General features: G+C 65.5%; 17 protein-coding genes and 1 pseudogene. 11 read left to right on the top strand and 7 right to left on the bottom strand.

Going from position 1 to position 22,460, the window contains the following annotated elements; translation table 11 throughout:
- Positions 1–73: 73 nt before the first annotated feature.
- Positions 74–1,519: a M20/M25/M40 family metallo-hydrolase gene (locus tag RBA40_RS19140; RefSeq protein WP_306649352.1), complete on the top strand. Its 1,446-nt coding sequence runs from the start codon at positions 74–76 to the stop codon at positions 1,517–1,519.
- Positions 1,520–1,527: 8 nt separating this feature from the next.
- Here RBA40_RS19140 and RBA40_RS19135 read toward each other — a convergent pair whose 3' ends face one another.
- From RBA40_RS19135 to RBA40_RS19125, 3 genes are all read right to left on the bottom strand, one after another.
- Positions 1,528–2,376, bottom strand: coding sequence for an MBL fold metallo-hydrolase (locus RBA40_RS19135; RefSeq protein WP_306649439.1), 849 nt, complete (start codon positions 2,374–2,376; stop codon positions 1,528–1,530).
- Between the two features lie 103 nt (positions 2,377–2,479).
- Entirely contained in the window at positions 2,480–2,671 is a 192-nt protein-coding gene (locus RBA40_RS19130) for a Thivi_2564 family membrane protein (protein WP_099879863.1), read from the bottom strand.
- Positions 2,672–2,803: 132 nt separating this feature from the next.
- The gene (locus tag RBA40_RS19125; protein WP_306649351.1) at positions 2,804–3,175 is read right to left on the bottom strand and encodes a DUF1566 domain-containing protein; all 372 of its coding nucleotides are present in this window, start codon (positions 3,173–3,175) and stop codon (positions 2,804–2,806) included.
- 196 nt (positions 3,176–3,371) lie between these two features.
- Between RBA40_RS19125 and RBA40_RS19120 the strand changes: the two genes are divergently transcribed.
- Both RBA40_RS19120 and RBA40_RS19115 read left to right on the top strand, forming a co-directional pair.
- A complete protein-coding gene (locus RBA40_RS19120; RefSeq protein ID WP_306649350.1) occupies positions 3,372–4,880 on the top strand; it encodes a right-handed parallel beta-helix repeat-containing protein in 1,509 nt (502 codons plus the stop codon).
- A gap of 135 nt (positions 4,881–5,015) precedes the next feature.
- Positions 5,016–6,173 carry a PQQ-dependent sugar dehydrogenase gene (locus RBA40_RS19115; RefSeq protein WP_306649349.1) on the top strand — a complete coding sequence of 386 codons (1,158 nt, stop codon included), beginning with the start codon at positions 5,016–5,018 and terminating at the stop codon, positions 6,171–6,173.
- Between the two features lie 97 nt (positions 6,174–6,270).
- Here the strand turns inward: RBA40_RS19115 and RBA40_RS19110 are convergent, their stop codons facing one another.
- From RBA40_RS19110 to RBA40_RS19095, 4 genes are all read right to left on the bottom strand, one after another.
- Positions 6,271–7,626, bottom strand: a complete 1,356-nt coding sequence (locus RBA40_RS19110) for a DUF4214 domain-containing protein (RefSeq protein ID WP_306649348.1) — start codon at positions 7,624–7,626, stop codon at positions 6,271–6,273.
- Between the two features lie 316 nt (positions 7,627–7,942).
- Positions 7,943–9,244, bottom strand: a complete 1,302-nt coding sequence (locus RBA40_RS19105; RefSeq protein WP_306649347.1) for a PLL family lectin — start codon at positions 9,242–9,244, stop codon at positions 7,943–7,945.
- 264 nt (positions 9,245–9,508) lie between these two features.
- The gene (locus RBA40_RS19100) at positions 9,509–9,727 is read right to left on the bottom strand and encodes a hypothetical protein (RefSeq protein ID WP_306649346.1); all 219 of its coding nucleotides are present in this window, start codon (positions 9,725–9,727) and stop codon (positions 9,509–9,511) included.
- A gap of 78 nt (positions 9,728–9,805) precedes the next feature.
- Positions 9,806–10,408 carry a PEP-CTERM sorting domain-containing protein gene (locus tag RBA40_RS19095; protein WP_306649344.1) on the bottom strand — a complete coding sequence of 201 codons (603 nt, stop codon included), beginning with the start codon at positions 10,406–10,408 and terminating at the stop codon, positions 9,806–9,808.
- A 198-nt stretch (positions 10,409–10,606) separates the two neighbouring features.
- On the opposite strand from RBA40_RS19095, the gene dgoD reads away from it, so the two are divergent.
- The 8 genes and pseudogenes from dgoD to RBA40_RS19055 all read left to right on the top strand — a co-directional run bounded on the left by dgoD (position 10,607) and on the right by RBA40_RS19055 (position 22,452).
- Positions 10,607–11,755 carry a galactonate dehydratase gene (gene dgoD / locus RBA40_RS19090; protein ID WP_306649343.1) on the top strand — a complete coding sequence of 383 codons (1,149 nt, stop codon included), beginning with the start codon at positions 10,607–10,609 and terminating at the stop codon, positions 11,753–11,755.
- A gap of 79 nt (positions 11,756–11,834) precedes the next feature.
- Positions 11,835–14,270, top strand: a complete 2,436-nt coding sequence (locus RBA40_RS19085; RefSeq protein ID WP_306649342.1) for a beta-galactosidase — start codon at positions 11,835–11,837, stop codon at positions 14,268–14,270.
- 2 nt (positions 14,271–14,272) lie between these two features.
- Positions 14,273–15,115 (top strand): SMP-30/gluconolactonase/LRE family protein, encoded by an 843-nt coding sequence (locus tag RBA40_RS19080; protein ID WP_306649341.1) that lies wholly within the window; start codon positions 14,273–14,275, stop codon positions 15,113–15,115.
- 17 nt (positions 15,116–15,132) lie between these two features.
- Entirely contained in the window at positions 15,133–16,122 is a 990-nt protein-coding gene (locus RBA40_RS19075) for an arabinose ABC transporter substrate-binding protein (RefSeq protein WP_306649340.1), read from the top strand.
- Between the two features lie 6 nt (positions 16,123–16,128).
- Positions 16,129–17,712 (top strand): L-arabinose ABC transporter ATP-binding protein AraG, encoded by a 1,584-nt coding sequence (gene araG / locus RBA40_RS19070; protein WP_306649339.1) that lies wholly within the window; start codon positions 16,129–16,131, stop codon positions 17,710–17,712.
- A 56-nt stretch (positions 17,713–17,768) separates the two neighbouring features.
- Positions 17,769–18,695 (top strand): annotated as a pseudogene (gene araH, locus RBA40_RS19065) (L-arabinose ABC transporter permease AraH); the annotation flags it as partial.
- Positions 18,696–18,793: 98 nt separating this feature from the next.
- Entirely contained in the window at positions 18,794–19,753 is a 960-nt protein-coding gene (locus RBA40_RS19060) for a LysR substrate-binding domain-containing protein (RefSeq protein ID WP_306649337.1), read from the top strand.
- Between the two features lie 134 nt (positions 19,754–19,887).
- Positions 19,888–22,452: a TonB-dependent receptor gene (locus RBA40_RS19055; RefSeq protein WP_306649336.1), complete on the top strand. Its 2,565-nt coding sequence runs from the start codon at positions 19,888–19,890 to the stop codon at positions 22,450–22,452.
- Positions 22,453–22,460 lie beyond the last annotated feature (8 nt).

Genomic DNA, 22,460 nt, shown 5'->3' with positions numbered 1-22,460 from the left:
GACATTGCCCCGGCACGCTTGGCGCAAATGCGTTATCGTTGGAATCCTTCTGCCCACTTCAAGGATTGAACGCATGTCACGCACGTTCCACACGCCTGTGTTGTCCCTTCTCGCCGCCAGTATCGTCAGCATCGTCAGCGGCGGCGCGTCTGCCGCCGCTCCCGGCAACGACCCCGCCGCCCTGGCGAAAATCCGCGACACCGCCCTCAAAAGCGACTGGGCCTACGAGCGCCTGGCCGACATGACGGACCTGATCGGGCCGCGCCTGTCCGGGTCCGCCGGCGGCGCCGCCGCGGTCACCCAGGTGGCCGACGCCATGCGCAAGCTGGGCGCCACCGTGACGCTGCAGCCGGTCAAGGTGCCGCACTGGGTGCGTGGCGAAGAAAAGGGCGAACTGGTGGACTACCGCGGGCGGCCGGCCGGCGTGACCCAGCGCGTGGTGCTCACCGCCCTGGGCGGTTCGTCCGCCACGCCGGCGGCGGGGCTGGTGGCGCCGGTGATCGTGGTGCGCAGCTTCGATGAACTCAAGGCGCGCAGCGCCGAGGTGAAGGGCCGCATCGTGCTGTTCGACGTGGCCTTCGACCAGGGCATGGCCGAGCGGGGCATGGCGTCGCAGGCTTACCGCCAGGGCGCGAAATACCGGGTCGGCGGACCGCGCATGGCGGCTGAACTGGGCGCGGCCGCGGCGCTGGTACGCTCGGTCGGCGGCGCCGATTTCCGCCTGCCGCACACCGGCACCGGCGGCATGCAGGACGGCGCGCGCATCCCGGCGGCCGCCGTCAGCGCCGAAGACGCCATGCTGATGGTGCGCCTGGCCGCGCGCGGCCCGGTGAGCATGCGCCTGACGCTCACGCCGCAAGTGCTGCCCGACGCCGACAGTTTCAACGTCATCGCCGACTGGCCGGGCACCGACAAGGCCGATGAATTCGTGATTGTCTCCGGCCACCTCGACTCCTGGGACCTGGCCACCGGCGCCAACGACGACGGCGCCGGTGTCGCCAGCGCGATGGCCGTGATCGAAACGCTGAAAAAGCTCGACTACCGGCCGCGCCGCACGATCCGCGTGATCGCCTGGGCCAACGAGGAAAACGGCGGGCGCGGCGCGCAAGCGTATTTCGAGGCGAACAAGACGACGCTGGGCAAGCAGATTGCCGCCATCGAGAGCGATAGCGGGACAGGGCGGCCGTTCGGGCTGCGCGCCAGCGTGCTTGCGCGCGACGTGGCGCAGTTCGCGCCGCTGCAGGCCGCGCTCGAGCCAATGGGCGCGGGCGCCTTCCAGCGCAGCGATGCGCTCAGCACGGGCGACCTGCACGAACTCGAACAGGCCGGCGTGCCAAGCTTCTCGCCGCTGATCGATACGTCCAGCTACTTCCATTACCACCATACCGCGGCCGATACGCTCGACAAGGTCGATCCGGAAAACCTGCGCCGCCACGTGGCGCTGATGGCGGCCACCACCTGGTTCCTGGCCAATACCGACAAGCCGGTGGCGCGCTGGGCCGACGCCGCCAAACAGTAAGAACCGGTTCAGAAAGCGTTGAGCGGGATTTTCAGGTAGCGCACGCCGTTTTCCTCGGGCGGCGGCAGCTGGCCGGCCCGCAGGTTGACCTGGATGGCGGGCAGGATCAGGGTTGGCATGGCGAGCGTGGCGTCGCGCGCGCTACGCATCGCCACGAAATCGGCCTCGCTCACGCCATCGTGCACATGGATGTTGTGCGCGCGCTGCTGCGCAACGGTAGTCTCCCATGCGGGTGCGCGCCCGCCGGGTGGGTAGTCGTGGCACATGAACAGGCGCGTGGCGGCTGGCAGCGCCAGGATGCGCCGCACCGACTGGTACAGCAGCGCTGCGCTGCCGCCGGGGAAATCGCAGCGCGCGGTGCCCACGTCGGGCATGAACAAGGTGTCGCCAACGAAGACGGCGTCGCCGATCGCGTACGCCATGTCGGCCGGCGTGTGCCCGGGCACGTGCAGCGCGCGCGCCTGCAGTGCGCCGATGGCAAAGGTGTCGTCGGGCTCGAACAGGTGGTCGAAGCGGGTTGTTTCGCCCGGATCGGCGAACAGCCCGGAAAAGGCGCGCTGCACGCTGCGGATGCCGGCGCCGATGGCGGTTTTTCCGCCCAGTTGCGCGGCCAGGTACGGCGCTGCCGACAGGTGGTCGGTGTGGGCGTGGGTTTCGAGCAGCCAGGCGACGCTGAGCGCATTGGCGCGCACGAAATCGATGATCCGGTCGGCCGATGCGGTGGCGGTGCGGCCCGACTTGGGATCGAAATCGAGCACCGGGTCGATGATCGCGCAGCTCGTGCCCGGGCCGGCGAACACCACGTAGGTGATGGTGGCGGTGGCGTCGTCGAAAAAGGCCTGGATCTGTGCTTGCATCGGAAATGACGTTGTCATGGTTGCCTGATTATATTCCCACGAGACGTAAAAAAGCCCGGCGGTTCCTTTGGGAACTGGCCGGGCCGGTCGAGCTGTTGCGGGACTAAAAATTCAGTCGCGGCAGGAAATTACCCGGAATGATGCCGAAGACCGACAGGACGATCAGGATCAGGAGAATGATGAACAGCACACGGACGATCTGCGCCACGGGCGACGGCAGTGGCAGCATGCTGACGAGCCACCAGATCAGTCCGAAGACGACCAGGTAGACGATGAGGCTGATGAGGATATTCATGGTGTTTTCCAATACGGCTGTTGTTATTTAAGTGCTTCGGAGTTGACACAACGGACGATATCGGAAAAGCATCTGCCGATCCGTTCGGTAGGGCACATAGCGCACGCGTGACTGGCGACGGTGCGGCCGCGATCAATCGACCGGCAGGCGGCGAATGGCGCGCGCCCGGCCGCGAAAGGGCCGGCCGTACATGGTCTGGATGCCACTGGTGAAGTTTTGCCCCCACACCAGGTGGGCGCGCGGCTCCTGCGTTTCGCATGACCAATACCACATGCGCTGGAAGTGCTCGCGCAGGTTTGCGTACAGCAGCGCCAGCTCGCGCCGGGTCGGCAATTCGCCGCCGCACTGCAGCGCCCAGTCGCGCGCAAGTCCCCACGGAACCTCTTCTAGCTCGTCGGGAAGCAACACCAGATGGTGGTCCCGGCAGTTATCTTTTCCAAGAATCAGACCGGCATAGTGCTCGCCAGTGGGAAGGGCGTGTTTGACATCCTTGTAGTCGCGCATGGGTTCTCCGTCAGGTTAAATGTCTTGCTTAGAGCGGCCCGGCGAAGCCAAGTTGCAGCTAAGTGTTTGATTTATATGAGGGAATTAAAAATGTGGTTCTCATACTTGACAGAAATTTTCCTAGCAAATAGTTGAACCTAAACACTTGATCCGGCTCAAACCTTACTCATTCACGTCACAAGGTAAGGAACCTGTAATGAATAAATTTGTCACTTTTGCTTCGGACATCCGTGTCAGTGCGTTGCTGTGCAGCAGCATGACGGTCTTGCTGACCGCGTGCGGTGGTGGTGCTGACCAACAGGACTTGTCCCAGGCTAAGCAGCAAACGCAGACGGCCGGCTATATCGTCAGCACCGAATCGACCACTGCCGCCACGGCGCCGGTCGATCCGCTGATGGCGGTCCGCGCCGATGGCGATCAGGCCGAACCCGCCGCCATTGCTTCCCAGGACAATGGCGCCGATGCCAAGGCCAGCAGCGCAACGCCTTACACCGAGAAAGATTTCGCCCTGACCGGCTATGGCGCCGCCGACGCCATGCCGCCCCGGGCCACCACGACCGCGTACGGCGCCAGCGATGCCGCCGCCCTGGCCGAGGCCAGGGGGCAGCAGGCAGTGGCGCCCGCCCCGGCAGCCTTAGCGCCTGCCGTTCCTTCCACCACCTACAACTTTTACGTCGCACCGAACGGCAACGACAAAAACGCCGGCACCGCCGCCGCACCGTTCAAGACGCTGGCACGCGCGTCGAAAGCGGCTAAGCCGAGCACCACCGTGTTCGTGGCCCCCGGCACCTACACCGGCGGCATCAAGACCACCGTCAGCGGTTCCGCCAGCGGGCGTATCTATTACGTGTCGAGCACCAAATGGGGCGCCAAGATCGTGGCCCCCGGTTCCAGCGGCAAGGCGGCCTGGGATAACCGCGGCAGCTATGTGGACATCGTCGGCTTTCACGTCGATGGCAGCGGCAGCAAGTGGACCAACGGCATCTACAACGGCGGCTCCTACGCCATGATCCGCGCCAACCATGTGCACGATGTCGCCAAGGGGGTCGGCTGCAACAGCGGCGGCGGTTCGGCCATCGGCGTGGACAGCTACTATAAGGGCATCAAGTCGGATGTGGTGGGCAATCTCGTGCACGACATCGGCCCTGTCGGCTGCCGCTTTATCCAGGGCATTTATGTCAGCACCTCGGGCAGCGTGAAGAACAACGTGGTCTACCGCGTCTCGGAAGGCGCGATCCACCTGTGGCACGACGCCAACCGCGTCATCATCACCAACAACACGGTGACGACCTCGAGCACCGGCATCATCGTCGGCGGTGGTGACTACTATCACACCAAGGGACCGAACGATTACACGGCCGTGTACAGCAACATTGTGTACGACAACAAGATGGGCGTGTCGGAGCAGGGCCAGACGGGCAAGAACAATACCTACCGCAACAATCTGGTGTTCCAGAATTCGACCTATAACTTCAGGCTCAAAAACGGCCTGAAGCACACCGAGACCGTGACCTCGGCGCCCTTGTTCGTGGACTACAAGCGGACCGGCACGCCGGACCTGCGCCTGACCAGCAGCTCGCCTGCGATCGGACGCGGCACGGCGACCGAGGCGCTCCCATTCGACTACCTGGAAAACCCGCGCAACGCGAAAACCGGGTATGACATTGGCGCCTATCAGTTCCAGGCGGAGTCGCAGCAGCAGTAAGCGCCCCCCGATGCGCCGGCCCGCCACGGCCGGCGCATCGTCAATACGCCACGCCCGGTGTTGATGGCGGGCGTGCGCATCTGGCAGTCATCCGGTACGATGATGGGCGAACCCCCATTGTTAAGGAGATACCCGATGTTGCCAATTCCCTTGCCCCACACCCTGAGCATCGCGGTGATGATGCTGGCGCTGCCTGCCGCGCTGGCCCAATTGCCCACCAGCGATGCGCCGCCGCCCGCCAAAGGCTGGCGCGCGGAAGTGGCCGGCGAAGGTTTGTCCCATCCCTGGTCGATGGCGTGGTTGCCGGACGGGCGCCTGCTGGTCAGTACCAAGGAAGGCAAGCTGCATCTGCTCAAGGGCAAACGCTTCGAGCAAGTTCCGCTGGAGGGCATGCCGCCGGTCTTCACCAACGGACAGGGCGGCCTGCTCGACATTGCCATCCATCCGGGCGACAAGAAAAATCCGCGCATTTACATGACCATGGCCACCGGTACCGATGAGGCCAACCGCACCACCCTGGTCCATGGCGTGTTCGACGGCAAGCGCGTACACGGCATCAAGACACTGTTCCGCGTCCAGCCCGACAAGAGCGGCGGACAGCATTACGGCTCGCGCCTGCTGTGGCACAAGGACGGAACTTTGTTGATGAGCGTCGGCGACGGCGGCAATCCGCCGCAGAAAATCGGCGGCATGCTGGCGCGCGACCAGGCCCAGAACCTGGGCAGCCATCAAGGCGCCATCCTGCGTCTGACCGATGCCGGCAAGGCCGCGCCCGGCAATCCGCTGGCTGCGCGCCCCGGAGCGTTGCCGGAGATCTGGAGCTACGGCCACCGCAACATCCAGGGCATGGCGCTCGACGCCAGCGGCCGCGTGTGGGCCACCGAACACGGACCGCGCGGCGGCGATGAACTTAATCTGGTCGAAGCGGGTCAAAATTATGGATGGCCGCTGCAAAGTTACGGGCGCGATTACCGCACGGGCGAACCGGTCGGCCAGCCGGTCGTGCCCGGCATGACGCAACCGAAGATTGCATGGGTGCCGTCGCCGGGCGCATCCGGCCTGACGCAGTACAGCGGCAGCCAGTTCCCGCAATGGCGCGGCAGCCTGTTCAGCGGCGGGCTGGCCACCACGGACGTGCGGCGCATCGTGCTCGACAAGGAGGGCAATGTGGTGTCGCAGGAACGGCTGGAGATCGGCAAGCGCGTGCGCGATGTGCGCCAGGGGCCTGACGGGCATCTGTACGTGATTACCGATGAAGACAACGGCCAGTTGCTGCGCATCGTGGCGCAGTAAGCGGCGTCCGGCGGCGCTACGGGTATCGTGGGCCGGGGCCGGCCAGCGCCCGCACCACCAGGTTCGCGCTATTGCGGCGCCGCCGCGTGCACGTGGCTCAGGCCAGCAACGCCGAGACCACTGCGGTATCCATGCCCAACAGGTCGATCGGCGTGTCGTGCGCGGATGCGGATGGCATGTCTTGGGCATGATCGGCCGGCGTGCGTGGCGGTGAAAACGACAGGATCGCGTAATTGACGTGCACTTGGTAAGTATCGATTGCCGTCGTCGCCGATACCATCGACAGCAGGGTGCGCGCTGCCGCGGCTGCGTCACTGCCCTTATACGCGCCAATCTCTGTCGGCACATCCAGCTCGGCCGTGAAGTTCCACGCAACGCTGACCTTGTTGGCGATGGTTTGCTTGTCGGTCAGTCCCTGGGCCGACGTGTTCGACTGCGCCCCTCCAAGAATCGCCAGCGAGGCGTTGGCGCGGGTCAGCTGGCCCGAATCGATGGCGCTCGTCCAGAAATCGAGCCCGGCCTGGTTCGGGGCGCGGTTCAACAGATTGTTGAAGATGGCTTTGACGAACACCTGGGTGTCGCCCGGGTACAGCGCCGTCGATTCGGCGCTCGTGCCGAACGAGTCGATGAGGTTCCGGATGCCCGCATCGCTGCCGTATTTGCCACTCAATTCGCTGGCGTTGTCGGGTGCCTTCAGCGCCGCGAGCTGCGACTGGAAGGCGCGCAAGCCGGCCGGATCGGCGGCGCGTCCGAAATAGCCCAGATACAGCGACTCCGCCAGCATGCTGTAGCGCAGGTCGACAACGCCATCGGCAAAGGCGACCTGCTCCACGTTGCGCACCTCATCGGACCCCTCCAGGCCGTCTTTGGCCGAGATCGTCAGGCGATTACCCATGTTGATCATGCTGTAGGCCGCCCGGTCGCAGGAATAGATCAGGGCATCATCGCCGGCGCCGCCATCGATTTTCTCGCCGCCCATGGTGGAAAGGAGCTTGTCGTTTGCGCCGCTGCCGGCAATGGGGGAGGGCGTGCTCACCGTCGCCGTGTCCAGGTCCGCATAGAGGCGCACGCTTCTGCCCGAGGACCCCGGGTACATCAGGACGCTGGCATAGAAGGTTCCCGAATAGGGCGCAATGAAATCGTGCAGATAGGCGCTGCCATCGGCGGAATAGTCGTACTCCTGGACAATTGCTTCGCCGCGTTCGTTGTACACCCAGATCATGGGCGCTTGCTGGTCGTCTGTCGCGCGAATCGCGTATTGCTTGCCGGCTACTCCAGTCCAGCTCATGACTTTTTTGTAGTTGGGGCCAAAAGCCGGGTCGCCGACGCTTGCAGACAGATCCCATCCGAATTCCATGGGCGCGGGGAGATAGGCTTGCAAGTTGAGCCTGGTAGCCGCCGCCATGTCTTCCGGAAGCAAGTGAAATTCGGCTGTTATCGTCGTGGTCGTCATGCGCACTCTTATCGGTCGGCCGGAGCCAAAGCGGGGATGTTAAGGGTAGAGCTGTTAAAAAGGGAAGAGCTTGTAAATATATAATTTTGAGCATTGGATAACAGTGCCGTCGCCTTGACAGGCCAGCGGATCGTTGCCATTTGTCGCATCGATTTTTCCGGTGCGCAACTTCGAGTGCGCTGCCGGTGCGGGAAGGCGCGGAGGCGGCAAAGAAAAGCCCACGCATGCGTGGGCTGTCTCCCGGTCGGCAAGGCTGTCACCGCCGCGCCAGGCGCAACGCGGAGCGATCGTCGCCGCGCTGCAGCGGACAGAAAAGTCAGCTATCCATATCGTTGCTCAACTGCGCAGGCTGGCCGGAGGCGTCCGCCGAGTCGGCAGCCCCGACCGGGGACTGGCCGAAATTCTGGATGATGCCGCCCATGGCCTCGTATCCGGTGAGTGACGGTCCCCAGCTCGAGCCGTTCCACCATTTGTGGTACAGCGCGCTGTCCGAGCCCGTGACAAACACATCGAGCCGGTTCGGGCCCCACGCCACCGCACGCGGTTGCGAGGACAGGATGCCGCCCATGTTTTCAAAGCCGAGCAGCGATGGACCCCAGCTGCTGCCGTTCCACCACTTGTGATACATCGCGCTGTCGGTGCCGACCACGAACACATCGATGCGGTTCGGACCCCACGACACCGCCTCGGGCATGCCGACGCACACGCCGCCGAGCTTTTCCAGGTTACCTCCGGCGGGTAGCCAGGTACTGCCGTTCCACCACTTGTGATACAGCGCGCCATCGGTGCCGGTCACGAACACATCGAGGCGGTTGTTGCCCCAGGCTACCGCGCGCGGCGCCGACATGCACACCCCGCCCAGATTTTCGTAACCGGTCAGCGACGGACCCCAGCTGCTGCCGTTCCACCACTTGTGATACAGCGCGCGGTCGGTGCCAATGACGAACACGTCGAGCCGGTTCGGGCCCCAGGAGACAATTTCAGGCTGCTCCATGATGATGCCGCCCATGTTTTCGTAGCCGGTCAGCGATGGTCCCCAGGTCGATCCGCTGCGCCACTTGTGATACAGGGCGCGGTCGGTGCCGACGACAAACACGTCGAGCCGGTTGGGGCCCCACGAGATGGCGCGCGGGTCGCCGATGCACAGGCCGCCCAGGTTGGTGTAGCCGGTGAGCGAAGGCAACCAGTTGCTGCCGTTCCACTGCTTGTGATACAGCGCGCTGTCGGTGCCGGTCACGAACACGTCCAGGCGGTTGGCCTGGGTCGAGATGGCCTGTGGCGCGCTGGTGCCGACACCGCCCATGAATTCATAGCCGGTCAGCGACGGGTTCCAGCTCGAACCATTCCACCATTTGTGATGTATTGCGCGGCCCGTTCCCAGCGCGAACACGTCGAGCCGGTTCGGACCCCACGACACCACCGGGGACGAACTTGGCCGGCGCGGGCCCGGCTGCACAGCCAGTGCTTGCGCGTCGGGCGTGTCGTCCTCCGCCGCTGGCGCTGCCGAAGGCTGGCTCATCATCTGAGCGCCTGGCATGTCGTGCGTGCTGGCGCTGCCGGCATCCGACATCCCGCCGCTGGTGACTGAATCCGCAATTTCCGATTGCATCGATTTCATGCTGTTTCCCTTCCGGTTCGTTGATCGTCTTCCTCCACGGCGCCGTGCCAACGGCGTACACGCGCAGGCCTGTATAAATTATCGACGCATACCAAAGGGGAACTTTTGATGGAGGTGCAAGGGCGGCGCTTCCTTTTCCGGATGCGGGAATAAAAATACCTATCTGAAAAGCCAAAGCGATAGCTTGTCACTTGGAAATGGAGCGCATTGCCTGCCGCGCCTGCGGCGCTGGCGCTGGCGCTGGCGCTGGTGCAGGCGGCGTCCCTAGTCGTCGCCCGGACCCTCGCCGGGCATGGTGTCAGCCATCAGCCGCAGATCGTCGTCATCGAGTTCGTCGTCATCGGGATAGTCCGGCGCTTGCAGGCCGTCGTCCGGTGGTGTGCTGCCCTCATCCGGCACGCCGGGGCGGCGCGACGCGGTTGACGGCGTGGCGCCGGGCAGTTGGTCCGGCTGGTCGTTTTCATGAGCGTTGCTGTTGGTCATGGCAAGTCTCCACTGAAGTGATGACTGATTGGACAACAGTGCACCGACTAAGGTTCCCGGCCGGTGTGTGCGCGCGCATCAACCGGCGCGGCGCCGCCGTGCGGCCAGCAGGCCGGCGACGCCGATGCCGATCAAGCCGAGCGAGGCCGGCGCGGGAACGGGCACGGGCGGCGGGATGGTCGGCACCGTGGTCGCCGCATTGCTCAGCGAGAAACTCAGATCATTGAATTTGTAGGGGCCGCCACGCAAATCCTCAAAACTGACGAGTGCGGTTCCGGGCGTCCAGTCCTGCTGCACGCGCGCATGGGGGCGCCGGTCCGGATTGCGGCTGGCGGGGCCGCTGAAGAAATCGCGCCCGGTCGTATTCACGTGCAGGCGGAACATCAGTTCGCTGCCCACCACGAACCGCCCGAGGTTGAAGATGCCGCCGACCGGGGTGTCGCGATTACTGAACATGAACACATCGTTGTTGTCGACCCCGTCATCGGTAAACAAATACAGGTCGTTGGCATAGTCGGCCGAGCTGCCCTGGTAGGTCGCCACGATGGCGCCCGCGTTCGCGGCGAGCACGGCCAGTCCCTCGGTGCCGGGTGAAGCGATCGGAATGGCGAACGCCGCGCCGGGTGCCAGCAGCCCGGCCAATGCCACGGTGCCGGCAATCAGTTGAGAACAGAATGTCATGCGGAATGTCATGCGCGTGCTCCCTGCAAAAGCATGTGATATTTCCGTCAGTAAAGTACTACGGAGAATATCCATCATAGCGAGCAGCGCAAGACGCGTAAGCTATGCGATTTGAGTATAGCTTTTTGTCGAATATTCATATTTCGAGCTTAGCTCGCAGGCTTAGACTGCTTGTCATTCTTGACTAATGGCTAAGCGATGAAAATCATCAAACTGACGACGTACCGGGTTCCGCCGCGCTGGATGCTGTTGAAGATCGAGACCGACGAAGGCATCGTCGGCTGGGGCGAACCGGTGATCGAAGGCCGCGCGCGCACGGTCGAAGCGGCGGTCCACGAGATGACGCCATTCCTGATCGGCCAGGACCCGGGCCGCATCAACGACCTGTGGCAAGCCATGTATCGCGGCGGCTTTTACCGCGGCGGCGCGATTCTGATGAGCGCCATCGCCGGCATCGACCAGGCCTTGTGGGACATCAAGGGCAAGCTGCTCGGCGTACCGGTCTACGACCTGCTGGGCGGCCGGGTACGCGACAAGATGAAAATGTACAGCTGGGTGGGCGGCGACCGTCCGTCCGACGTCATCGCCGGCATCCGCAAGCTGCGCGCGGTCGGCATCGACACCTTCAAGATGAACGGCACCGAAGAAATGCGCATGCTCGACAGCGCCCGCGCGGTCGACCAGGCGGTCGGGCGCATCGCCGACATCCGCGAAGCCTTCGGCAACGAGATCGAATTCGGCATCGACTTCCACGGCCGCGTGGCCGCCCCGATGGCCAAGGTGCTGCTGCGCGCCCTCGAGCCATACCGGCCCCTGTTTGTCGAAGAGCCGGTACTGGCCGAGCAGGCCGAATATTATCCGCGCCTGGCCGAATCGACCTCGATCCCGCTGGCGGCCGGTGAGCGCATGTACTCGCGCTTCGAATTCAAGCGCGTGCTCGAACAGGGCGGCCTGGCGATCCTGCAGCCGGACCTGTCGCACGCGGGCGGCATCACCGAATGCGTCAAGATCGCGGCCATGGCCGAAGCCTACGACGTCGCCGTGGCGCCGCATTGCCCGCTCGGCCCCGTGGCGCTGGCAGCCTGCCTGCACCTCGACTTCGTCTCGCACAACGCAGTGCTGCAGGAACAGAGCATGGGCATCCATTACAACCAGGGCGCCGAACTGCTCGACTACGTCAAGAACAAGGAAGACTTCCGCATGGAAGGCGGCTACATCGCGGCCTTGACCAAGCCGGGCCTGGGCGTCGAGGTCGACGAAGAACGCGTGATAGAGGCCAGCAAGAACGCGCCCGACTGGCGCAATCCGCTGTGGCGCCATGAGGATGGCAGCGTCGCCGAGTGGTAGCGGTAAACAAAATCAAGACATGAGGGGCCTCCCTCCCCGCAGCACCACAAAAAATAAAAACAGTAATAACGGAGACAAGATGCACCTGATCGTCAAATGCCTGCCGCTGCTGGTGGCAGGCGCCTTTGCCAGCACCGCGTGCGGCCAGGCCCTGCTGCGCATCGACGCCAGCGCGCCGGCGAAGGCGCCGCTCGAAAACCAGCTGCAAATGGGTGCCTCGGTGTCCCCTTCCGGTGAGCGCATCGGCGCCAACAGTCAGTACCTGACCCGCAACGGCAAGCCGTGGATGCCGGTGATGGGCGAGTTTCACTACAGCCGCACCCCGGCCGACGAATGGGAAGCGGAACTGCGCAAGATGAAGGCGGCCGGGATCGACATCGTGGCCACCTACATCATGTGGAACCACCACGAAGAGCAGCAGGGCACGTACGTCTGGAACGGCCAGCGCGACCTGCGCCGCTTCGTGCAGCTGGCAGCTGGCGCGGGCCTGGACGTGATGGTGCGGGTCGGCCCGTGGGTGCACGCGGAAGTGCGCTACGGCGGCATTCCCGACTGGGTGGTGGGCGCCATGCCCACGCGCGGCGACGACCCGCAGTACCTGCGTCACGTGGCGCGCCTGTACGGCCAGATCGGACGCCAGCTCAAGGGCTTGCTGTGGAAGGATGGCGGCCGCGTGATCGGCGTGCAGATCGAAAACGAATACAACCTCAATGGGCCGGGCGAAGGCGCCGGCCATATCAGCACCCTCAAGCGCATGGCGCGCGAGGCCGGCATGGACGTGCCGCTGTACACCGTCACCGGCTGGGACCAGACGGTGTATCCGTCCGGCGAGGTCACGCCGGTGTTCGGCGGTTATCCCGACGAGCCATGGGCGCGCAGTACCACCGAGCTGGCGCCGAAAGAAACCTACGCCTTCCGCTTCGACAGCCGCGTGAGCGGTGACCTCGGTGCGCAGACCAGGGCCAGCACGCGCGGCACCGCCGACACCGATATCGACAAGACCCCGTTCCTGGGCGCCGAATACGGCGCCGGCCTGCCGTTCATGTACCGCCGCCGCCCGGTGGTATCGAGCGGCGATATCGCCTCGATGCTGCCGGTGCAGTTGAGTTCCGGCGTGAACCTGGTCGGCTACTACATGTTCCACGGCGGGCGCAATCCGGTCGGCATGACCACGCTGGAAGAAAGCACGCTCACCGGCGGCTACAACGACACGCCGATGATCAGCTACGACTTCCAGGCGCCACTGGGCCCGGATGGCCAGCAGCGCCCCGTGCTCACGCGCCTGCGCCCCTTCCACCTGTTCATGCGCGACTTCGGCGACCGCCTCGCGCCCATGACGGTGCGCAAGCCCGATGTCGTGCCGGCTGGCCCGGGCGACCTGAAGACGCCGCGCTTGTCCGTGCGCAGCCAGGGCGACAGCGCCTTTCTGTTCGTGAGCAACCATGTGCGCCAGTATCCGATGCCGCTGCAGCGCCAGGTGCGCTTCTCGGTCAAGCTGCCCGGCCAGACCGTGGAGTTCCCGCGCCAGCCGGTCGACCTGGCCGACGGCGCCTACTTTATCTGGCCGGTCAACATGGACCTGGACGGCACGCGCCTGGCCTATGCCACGGCGCAGCCGCTGGCGCGGCTCGATAACGGCACGGCTGGCGTGGTGTACGTGTTCGCGGCCAGCGCCGGCATTCCGGTCGAACTGGGTTTCGACGCCGCCGCAGCCAGCCTGACAGCCCCCGGCGCGCGCGTCAACCAGGATGGCGGCAAGACCGTCATCGACGGCATCACCCCCGGCACGCAGGCGGCGGTGACGATCCGGCGCGCCGGCAGGGCGCCCGTGACGCTGATGGTGCTCACGCCAGAACAATCGCAGCAACTGGCAATCGGCCAGCTGGCCGGCCAGCGCCGCCTTGTCATCGGCGCCCAGCAAACCTGGTTTGCCGACGGCGGCCTGCGCCTGCGCTCGGACGGCAATCCGGCCTTCCGCTTCGCCGTGTATCCGGCGCTGCCGCGCACGCCCAAGGCCGACATGCCACTTCACGCCGGCCAGGACGGCATGTTCCAGTCGTTCGCCGTTACCCTGCCGGCGCGCAGCCATGCGGCCACGTTCAAGCCGGTGCGCGTGGCGCGCCCGGTGCGCCCGGTGATGATCGGCGGCCTGGCCAACGCCGCGCTGCAGCCGCTGCCGGAGAGCTTCAGCGCCGCCGCGGCCTGGTCGATCGAGCTGCCGCGAGAGCAGAACAAGCTCGATGCGCTGATCGAACTCGATTTCGTCGGCGATATCGGACGTCTGTTCAACGGCACCCGCATGCTCGACGACTGGTACTACAGCGGCTACGGCTGGCAGTTCGCGGCGCGCCATGCGGGCAGCGGTCCGCTGACCCTGACGGTGCTGCCGCTGCGCGCCGACGCCCCGGTCTACATTCCGAAGGAAGGCCGTCCGAACTTTGGCGGCAAGGAGCAGATCGCCGAACTGCGCGCCGTGCGCGTGACACCGATCTACCGTCTCGACGTGAAGCCGTGACGATGACGGCGCCATCGGCACGTTTGTCGCACCATCCCGGGCGCTGCCTGCGCTGGGATGCGCGCGGCCACCGCTGGTGGTGGGCGGGCAGCGGCGCGCACGCGGTGCACGCCCTGGCGGAGCAGGATCCGGCGCCGCTGGCCTGCCGCCTGCCCGACGCCGCCGGCCTGTTGGCGCACTGCGTGTCCGGGCGCGTGCTGCTCGGGCTGAGCAAGCGGCTCGGCTTCTCCGAGCCGGGCCGCGACACCGGTCCGCGCCAGTTGCGCGTGCAGCCGCTGGTGGCGGTGGACGCCGCCGAACCGCGCACGGCGATCAGCGACGGTTGCACCGACCGCCGCGGCTTTCTGGTGTTCGGAACCCGCAACGTGGCCAAGGACGGGCGCGCGATCGGCAGTTTTTATCAGTTTTCGGGCAAGTACGGCTTGCGCCGGCTGGCCTTGCCGGTGGTGGCCGAAGCGAGCGCGATCTGCTTCAGCGCCGACGGCAAGCGCATGTTCTTCGCCGATGCGCGCGCCAGCCAGCTTCTCGCTTGCGACTACGACGCCGAGCGTGGCCGCGTCGGCGGCGTCAAGGTGTTCGCGCAGCTCGATGCCGGTGCCACGCCGCGCGGCGCGGTGCTGGACGCCGCCGACTGCCTGTGGAACGCCCAGGCGGGCCAGTTGGTCCAGTACGCGCCCGACGGCAAGGTGGTACGGCGCATCGCGCTCGATTGCAGCAGCATCGCCTTTGGCGGTGCTGGCCTTACGCAGCTCGCCGCAGTAGGCGAGGGCGGTTTGTTCACCGTCTCTGTTCCCGGCGTCGCGGGCCAGCCAGACAGTCCATTCGACGATCATCCATCACAATAATTGAACAGGAGACCACCATGAAAACCTTCCCTACTCTCGCAAAACTGGCCGCGGCCGTTGTCGTGGCATGCGCTTTCGGCGCCGCCCAGGCGGCCGACCCGGTCAAGATCGGCTTCCTGGTCAAGCAGGCCGAGGAGCCGTGGTTCCAGGACGAATGGCGCTTCGCCGAGCAAGCCGCCAAGGACAAAGGTTTCACCCTGATCAAGATCGGCATCCCGAACGGTGAAAAAATGATCGCCGCGATCGACAACCTGGCCGCGCAAAAGGCGCAGGGGTTCGTCATCTGCGCGCCGGACGTCAAGCTGGGCAAGGCGGTCGAACGCGCCGCCAAGCGCAATAACATGAAAGTCATCTCGGTCGACGATCGCCTGCTCGATGGCGCCGGCAAGCCGCTGGCATCGGTGCCGCACATGGGCATTTCGGGCTACGACATTGGCAAGCAGGTGGGCGCCGGACTGGCCGCCGAAATCAAGGCGCGCGGCTGGAACCTGGCCGACGTCGGCATCCTGCGCGTGTCGTACGATCAGTTGCCGACGGCCCGCGAGCGCACCATGGGCGCGGTCGACACGCTCAAAGCGGCTGGCGTGCCGGCGGCGAACGTTGTCGATGCGGCGCAATCGAAGACCGATACCGAATCGGCCTTCAACGCCGCCAACATCGCCTACACCAAGCAGCAGCGCTTCAAGCGCTGGGTGGCGGTGGGACTGAACGATGAAGCGGTGCTCGGCGCCGTGCGCGCCGCCGAAGGACGCGGCATGCGCGCCGACGCCATGATCGGCATCGGCATCGGCGGCAGCAAGACGGCCCTGAACGAATTCGCGAAGCCGCAGCCGACCGGTTTCTTCGGCACCGTGATGATCAGCCCGAAACGCCACGGTTACGAGACCGCCGCCAATCTGTACGACTGGATCGTCACCAACAAGGTCCCGGCGGCCGAAACGCTGACCGCCGGCACACTGATGACGCGCGCCAATGCCGTCAAAGTGCACGCCGAAATGGAGAAGTGATCCACGATGTCCGCTTACCTCGAGTTTGACCAGGTCTCCAAGCACTTCCCCGGCGTGATCGCGCTCGGGGGCGTCAGCTTCGAGGCCCATGCCGGCACCGTGCACGGCCTGCTGGGCGAAAACGGCGCCGGCAAGTCGACCCTGCTCAAGATCCTGGGCGGGCAATACCGCCCGGACGGCGGGCGCCTGCTGCTGGACGGGCGCGAGGTGCGCTTCGGTTCGGCCAGCGACGCCATCGCCGCCGGCGTGTCGATCATTCACCAGGAACTGCAGTACGTTGCGGAGCTGACAGTGGCCGAGAACGTCCTGCTGGGCCGCATGCCGACCCGCATGGGCTTTCTCGACAAGGGCGCCGCCAACGAGCTGGTCTCAAGGCGCCTTGCCAAGATCGGGGTGGACCTCGACCCGAACGCGCGCCTGGCCGACCTGTCGATCGCGCAGCGCCAGATGGTCGAGATCTGCAAGGCGGTGATGCAGGACGCGCAGGTCATCGCTTTCGACGAGCCGACCAGCAGCCTGTCGCACCGCGAAACGGAAATCCTGTTCCGGCTGGTGCGCGACCTGCGCGCCGAAGGGCGCACGCTGATCTACATCTCGCACCGGCTGGAGGAACTGTACGCGCTGTGCGACGCCTGCACCATCTTCCGCGACGGGCGCAAGGTCGCCACCCATCCGGTGATGGCCGAGGTGCCGCGCGACCGTTTGATCAGCGACATGGTCGGGCGCGAGCTGAGCGACATCTACGACTACCGCGAACGTGAACTGGGCGCCGAGCGCCTGGCGGTGCGCGGCATGGCCGACGGCTGCGACTTTTCCGTGCGCGCGGGCGAAGTGCTGGGCTTTTTCGGCCTGGTGGGGGCCGGGCGCAGCGAATTGATGCGCCAGATGTACGGCGCCGACAAGCGCGCGCCCGGCACCGTGATGCTCGACGGCGCGCCGGTAGCGACGGGCGGGCCGTCGGCGGCGATTGCGGCCGGCATCGTGCTGTGTCCCGAAGACCGCAAGGAGCAGGGCATCCTGGCCCAGTCCTCGGTGGCCGAAAACATCAACATCAGCTGCCGCCGCCATGCGCTGCTGGGCGGCGTGTTCCTGCGCCATGCGCGCGAGGCGGCGCTGGCCGACGAATTCATCGCCCGCCTGCGCATCAAGACCCCCAGCCGCGAGCAGGAAATCCGCCTGCTCTCGGGCGGCAACCAGCAAAAGGTGATTCTGGCGCGCTGGCTGGCCGAACCGGGCCTGAAAGTGCTGGTGCTCGATGAGCCGACACGCGGCATCGATGTCGGCGCCAAGAACGACATTTACCGCATCATCCACGAAGTGGCCGCGCGCGGCTGCTGCGTGATCGTGGTCTCGAGCGAACTGCCCGAAGTGCTCGGCATTTCCGACCGCGTGGCAGTCATGCGGGACGGGCGCATCGTCGGCGAGCTGGCGCGTGCCGACGCCGACGAACAAGCGGTGCTGCGCCTGGCGCTGCCCGACAGCGGCAACGACAACGATAACGATAACGATAGCGATAGCGATAGCGATAGCGATAGCGATAGCGATAGCGACGGCGACAACGCCGATAACACCTCCCGGAGAACCGCATGAGCACCATCCCAGTCACCCACACCGGCGCCCCCGCGCTGGCCGGCCGCCAGCGCGCGCTCCTGATCGAATACAGCATGCCGCTGGCGTACGCGGTGCTGTTCGCCGTGCTGGCGGCCACGGTCGATAACTTCTTCTCGGTCGCCAACGTGGTCGGCTTGATGCTGTCGGTGGCGCAGATCGGCATGGTCGCCTGCACCATGATGCTATGCCTGGCCTCACGCGACTTCGACCTGTCGGTCGGCTCCACCATCGCCTTTGCCGGCGTGCTGGGGGCCATGGTCCTGGAGCGCACTGGCAGCGTGGCGCTGGCGGTGGGCGCCGGCCTGGGCGCGGGAGCACTGATCGGCGCCGGCAACGGCGTGCTCATTGCCTACCTGCGCGTCAATGCGCTGATCGCCACCCTGGCCACCATGCTGATGGTGCGCGGACTGGCGTTCATCGCCTCCCAAGGGCAGGCGGTCGGCATCAACTCCGACGCCTTCATCGCGTTCGGCGATGCCCAGGTGTTCGGGCTGCCGCTGCCGGTGCTGGTGGCCGGCGCCTGCTTCCTCATTTTCGGCGTGCTGCTCAATCATACGGTCTTCGGGCGCAACACCCTGGCCATCGGCGGCAATCCGGAAGCGGCGCGCCTGGCCGGCGTCAAGGTCGAGAAGCTGCGCGTGTGGATCTTTTTGCTGCAAGGGCTGGTGACGGCGCTGGCGGGACTGATCCTGGCGTCGCGCATCACCAGCGGCCAGCCGAATGCGGCCCAGGGCTTCGAGCTCGATGTGATTTCGGCCTGCGTGCTCGGAGGCGTCTCGCTCCAGGGCGGCAAGGCGCGCATCTTCGGGGTGCTGATCGGGGTACTGATCATGGGGACCGTGGAGAACGTGATGAATCTGCTCAACGTCGATTCGTTCTACCAGTATCTGGTGCGCGGCTCGATCTTGCTGGCCGCCGTGCTGCTCGATCAGCTCAAGGCACGCGGAGAACGCCGCACATAAGCGAGAATGGCAGTTGTCGGAACGTCAGATGTCATATGTGTTGACGTTTTGCTTACTGTGCATATATCATCGGCATCCCTGATTTCCGACAGACACCCATGCCTGATCCACGCTCCGACCGATTTGTCCGCTCGCACCTCAAGACCCGCCACCTGGTGCTGCTGGTCGAACTGGGCCGGCACGGCTCCATCATGCACGCGGCGCAAGCGGCGAACCTGACCCAGCCCGCCGCCTCCAAGCTGCTCGGCGAACTCGAACACGCGCTCGGCGTGCAGCTGTTCGAGCGCCTGCCGCGCGGCGTGGCGCCCACCTGGTACGGCCAGGTGCTGATCCGCCGCGCCGGCGCGGCCCTGGCCGAGATGGACGCCGCCCACCAGGAGGTGATGGAACTGCTCTCCGGCCTGCGCGGCCGGGTCGATGTGGGCACCGTGCTCACGCCGTCCACCAGCCTGGTGCCCGAGGCGGTCAACCTGCTCAAATCGCGCCACGCGCGCGTGCACGTGTCGATCACCGTCGATACCAGCAAGATCCTGGTGCAGCGCCTGCGCGCCGGCGAACTCGATCTGGTCGTCGGACGCATTCTCGACACGGGTGCCGCCTCCGAACTGTATTTCGAGCCGGTCACCGATGAACCCCACAGCCTGATCGTGCGCGCCGGCCATCCGCTGGCCGGGCGCACCGATCTCACGCTCGACGAACTGGCGCGCCAGGGCTGGATCTTGCCGCCCAACGGCAGCATCCTGCGCGACCGCCTGACCGCCTTGTTCCTCGCGCGCGGCCTGGAACCGCCGGCCGAAACGGTCGAAACGCTGGCCCTTCCCGTAATCGCGCACCTGCTGACCGGCAGCGACATGGTGGTAGCGCTTCCGCTGGAACTGGCGCAGCCCTACCTGCAAACGGGCCTGCTGACCGTGCTGCCGTTCGACCTGAACATCCGCATGGACATGTACGGCATCATCACGCGCCGCCACCACCAGCTCTCCCCCGGCGCCGAGAGCATGCTGGCCACGATGCGCGAAGTGGCGGCCCTGCGCTATCGACCGTCCCAAGCTATATGATTTAAGCATGCCTTTTTATAAATAAGCAATTGGAATCATATTCCTGGAGTCCGTACGATCCTGACCATGACCCGGATTCGCGGACAGCAAAGCGAACTGCGCATGGCAGCACCATACAAACCCAGGAGACCCGGATGAAACAGAAACAACTCGGTTGGCTGATCGCGAGCCTGTTCGCCTTGCCGCTCGCCGCGGCGCAGGCCCGCGCCCAAGCCGACGAGGTACAGCAAGTGACGGTGTCCGGTATCGGTTCGTCGGTGCGCAATGCGCTCGCTGTCAAGGAAGCGTCGGACAGCATGGTCGAAGTGATCGCCTCCGAAGACATCGGCAAGCTGCCCGACACCACCATCGCCGAATCGCTGGCGCGCCTGCCTGGCCTGTCGTCCGGCATCGACCGCGGCAACGCCAGCCAGGTGGTGGCGCGCGGTCTCGGCCCGCGCTTCATCGGTGCCACCCTCAACGGGCGCGAACTGGCTACGTCGGAACCGGATCGTTCGGTACGTTTCGAGCAGTTTCCGTCCGAGTCGCTCAGCGGCGCCACCGTCTACAAGACCCAGTCGGCCGAACTGGTGGAAGGCGGCGTGGCCACCACGATCGACCTGAAAACCGTGCAGCCGCTCAAATACAGGGGCCGCCAGGCCTCTCTGCGCGCCGATGCGCTGTACTACGCGCTGGGGCGCGATATCCCGGGAGCGAAGAAAACCGCGCCGCGCGTGGGCGGCATCTACCTCGACCAGTTCTTCGACAAGTCGCTCGGCGTGGCGCTGGCGTTCAGCTACCAGGACCAGCCTTCGCTGCAAAAGAACAAGGATCACTGGGGCTTCAACGAAAACAATGCGGGCGACATCGATGGCGACGGCACGGTCGACAAAACGCCGTGGGGCTTCCAGGACAAGGTCTTGCGCGGCACCGACGAGCGCTCCAGCGTGCTGGGGAAAGTCGAATGGAAGAACGGCGAGAGCCTGCTCGCCGCCGACGCCTACTACGCCCTGGCAAAGATCCGCGAACCGGGCCTGCAGCACTGGAGCGGCGACATCGGCAACTGGGATAACGGCCAGAAGGGTCGCTACAGCAAGCTCGATATCCGAAACGGTTACGTGGCCGGCGCCAGCGTGGCCGACATCGGCTTCAGCAACCACGATTCGCTGTGGGTGCAGGACACCAGCACCCTGGCGCTGGGCGTCAACGGCAAAACCACGGCCGGCGCCTGGAAGCTCGAGGCGGACCTGTCCACCTCGCGCGCGCAGCGCGACAGCCAGTGGCGCGACCTGCGCCAGTTCAGCCGCGGCACGGGTACCCTCAGCTGGGCCTTCACCGGCGGCGAGCAGCAAGCCTTCTCGCTCGGCCAGGACAGCGGCAACCCCGCCAATTTCCGGAGCCCGACGATGCACATCGATACCGACGGCCGCCTCAAGGATGAACTGAGCGCGCTGCACCTGAACGCGGCGCGCGATATCGAGCTCGGCCCGGCCAAGCGCCTCAAGTTCGGCGCGCGCGTCACCCACCGCGAAAAGTCATACGGCCAGACCACCTGGCAGGTCGCCCCGATCACTGCGATTCCCGATGCCCACTACGAGACCGTCAACGTGGCCGGCATGGCGCCCTACATCGCGCTGCGCGACTTCGGCGCCAGCACGGCGGCCGCCTTCGGACCGGGCGCTTTCGACGCGGCGGGCCGCCCGCGCACCCAGAACGACCTTCTGTCGGGCTGGAAGGTGCGCGAGCGCGGCGCCTCGCTGTACGGCCAGGCCGACCTCGATGGCACGCTGTTCGGCAAAACCTTGCGCGGCAATGCCGGCGTGCGCGTGGTTCACACCAGGCAGGCCGGCGAGGGCATGCAGGCGCTCAACGGCGCCGCGCCCACGGCGCTCAGCGACGCCGCTTCCTACACCGAAGTGCTGCCGAGCGTGAATCTGGTTTTCAACCTGGACGAGAAGCAGCAACGCCAGGTGCGCTTCTCCATCGCCCGCGCCATGTCGCGCGCGCCGCTCGACGAAATGCGCGCCTCGCGCAACCTGAACGTGGACGCCAATCCCACCCAGCCGCTGACCGGCAGCGCCGGCAATCCGCAGTTGAAACCCATGCTGGCCGACCAGATCGACCTGGCCTACCAATGGTACTTCGACAAGGGCGCGCTGCTGTCGGCGGGCCTGTTCTACAAGGATATCAGCCGCTACATCGGCATCACCAGCGACCGGACCACGCTGGATGGGCGCGGCGCGCTGGTGACGCGTTCGGTCAACGGCAAGGGCGGCAATATCCGCGGGGCCGAGCTGGTGTACCAGCAATCCTTCGCCAGCGGCCTTGGACTCTCCGGGAACTACGCCTACACTGCCAGTAACATCCACGAAAATATCCCGGCCGCCAAACCGTTCCCGATCGAAGGGCTGATGAAGCACAACGGCGGCCTGACCGTCTGGTACGAAAAAGCCGGCTACGAGGCACGCATGTCGGCCAACTATTACAGCGCTTTTGTCCGCAACCCGACCTGGGGCGCGGGCCAGCTGGTCGACAACGACGCCGAAACCTATGTCGCGCTGTCGTTCGCCAAGCACCTCACGCCGAAACTTCAGCTGCGTTTTGGTGTCGATAACGTGACGAACCAAAAGATGGTCTACACCAGCGCGAACAATCCGTACGAGCAGGAAGTGACGGAGTTCGGACGGCGCTTCAATCTCGGCTTATCGTACAAACTATGAGAGGAACC

The organism is Massilia pseudoviolaceinigra, assembly GCF_030846505.1.
In the GTDB taxonomy this organism is placed as follows: domain Bacteria; phylum Pseudomonadota; class Gammaproteobacteria; order Burkholderiales; family Burkholderiaceae_D; genus Telluria_A; species Telluria_A violaceinigra.
The sequence above is the reverse complement of the archived record's forward strand: the minus strand, read 5'-3'. Positions and strand labels throughout refer to the sequence as shown.

Coding starts and splice junctions, on each gene's coding strand:
- RBA40_RS19120 (WP_306649350.1), top strand. CDS start 3,372: ATGAATAAATTTGTCACTTTTGCTTCGGACATCCGTGTCAGTGCGTTG.
- RBA40_RS19135 (WP_306649439.1), bottom strand. CDS start 2,376: ATGCAAGCACAGATCCAGGCCTTTTTCGACGACGCCACCGCCACCATC.
- RBA40_RS19095 (WP_306649344.1), bottom strand. CDS start 10,408: ATGACATTCTGTTCTCAACTGATTGCCGGCACCGTGGCATTGGCCGGG.
- RBA40_RS19110 (WP_306649348.1), bottom strand. CDS start 7,626: ATGACGACCACGACGATAACAGCCGAATTTCACTTGCTTCCGGAAGAC.
- RBA40_RS19105 (WP_306649347.1), bottom strand. CDS start 9,244: ATGAAATCGATGCAATCGGAAATTGCGGATTCAGTCACCAGCGGCGGG.
- dgoD (WP_306649343.1), top strand. CDS start 10,607: ATGAAAATCATCAAACTGACGACGTACCGGGTTCCGCCGCGCTGGATG.
- araG (WP_306649339.1), top strand. CDS start 16,129: ATGTCCGCTTACCTCGAGTTTGACCAGGTCTCCAAGCACTTCCCCGGC.
- RBA40_RS19130 (WP_099879863.1), bottom strand. CDS start 2,671: ATGAATATCCTCATCAGCCTCATCGTCTACCTGGTCGTCTTCGGACTG.
- RBA40_RS19060 (WP_306649337.1), top strand. CDS start 18,794: ATGCCTGATCCACGCTCCGACCGATTTGTCCGCTCGCACCTCAAGACC.
- RBA40_RS19085 (WP_306649342.1), top strand. CDS start 11,835: ATGCACCTGATCGTCAAATGCCTGCCGCTGCTGGTGGCAGGCGCCTTT.
- RBA40_RS19055 (WP_306649336.1), top strand. CDS start 19,888: ATGAAACAGAAACAACTCGGTTGGCTGATCGCGAGCCTGTTCGCCTTG.
- RBA40_RS19140 (WP_306649352.1), top strand. CDS start 74: ATGTCACGCACGTTCCACACGCCTGTGTTGTCCCTTCTCGCCGCCAGT.
- RBA40_RS19125 (WP_306649351.1), bottom strand. CDS start 3,175: ATGCGCGACTACAAGGATGTCAAACACGCCCTTCCCACTGGCGAGCAC.
- RBA40_RS19075 (WP_306649340.1), top strand. CDS start 15,133: ATGAAAACCTTCCCTACTCTCGCAAAACTGGCCGCGGCCGTTGTCGTG.
- RBA40_RS19080 (WP_306649341.1), top strand. CDS start 14,273: ATGACGGCGCCATCGGCACGTTTGTCGCACCATCCCGGGCGCTGCCTG.
- RBA40_RS19115 (WP_306649349.1), top strand. CDS start 5,016: ATGTTGCCAATTCCCTTGCCCCACACCCTGAGCATCGCGGTGATGATG.
- RBA40_RS19100 (WP_306649346.1), bottom strand. CDS start 9,727: ATGACCAACAGCAACGCTCATGAAAACGACCAGCCGGACCAACTGCCC.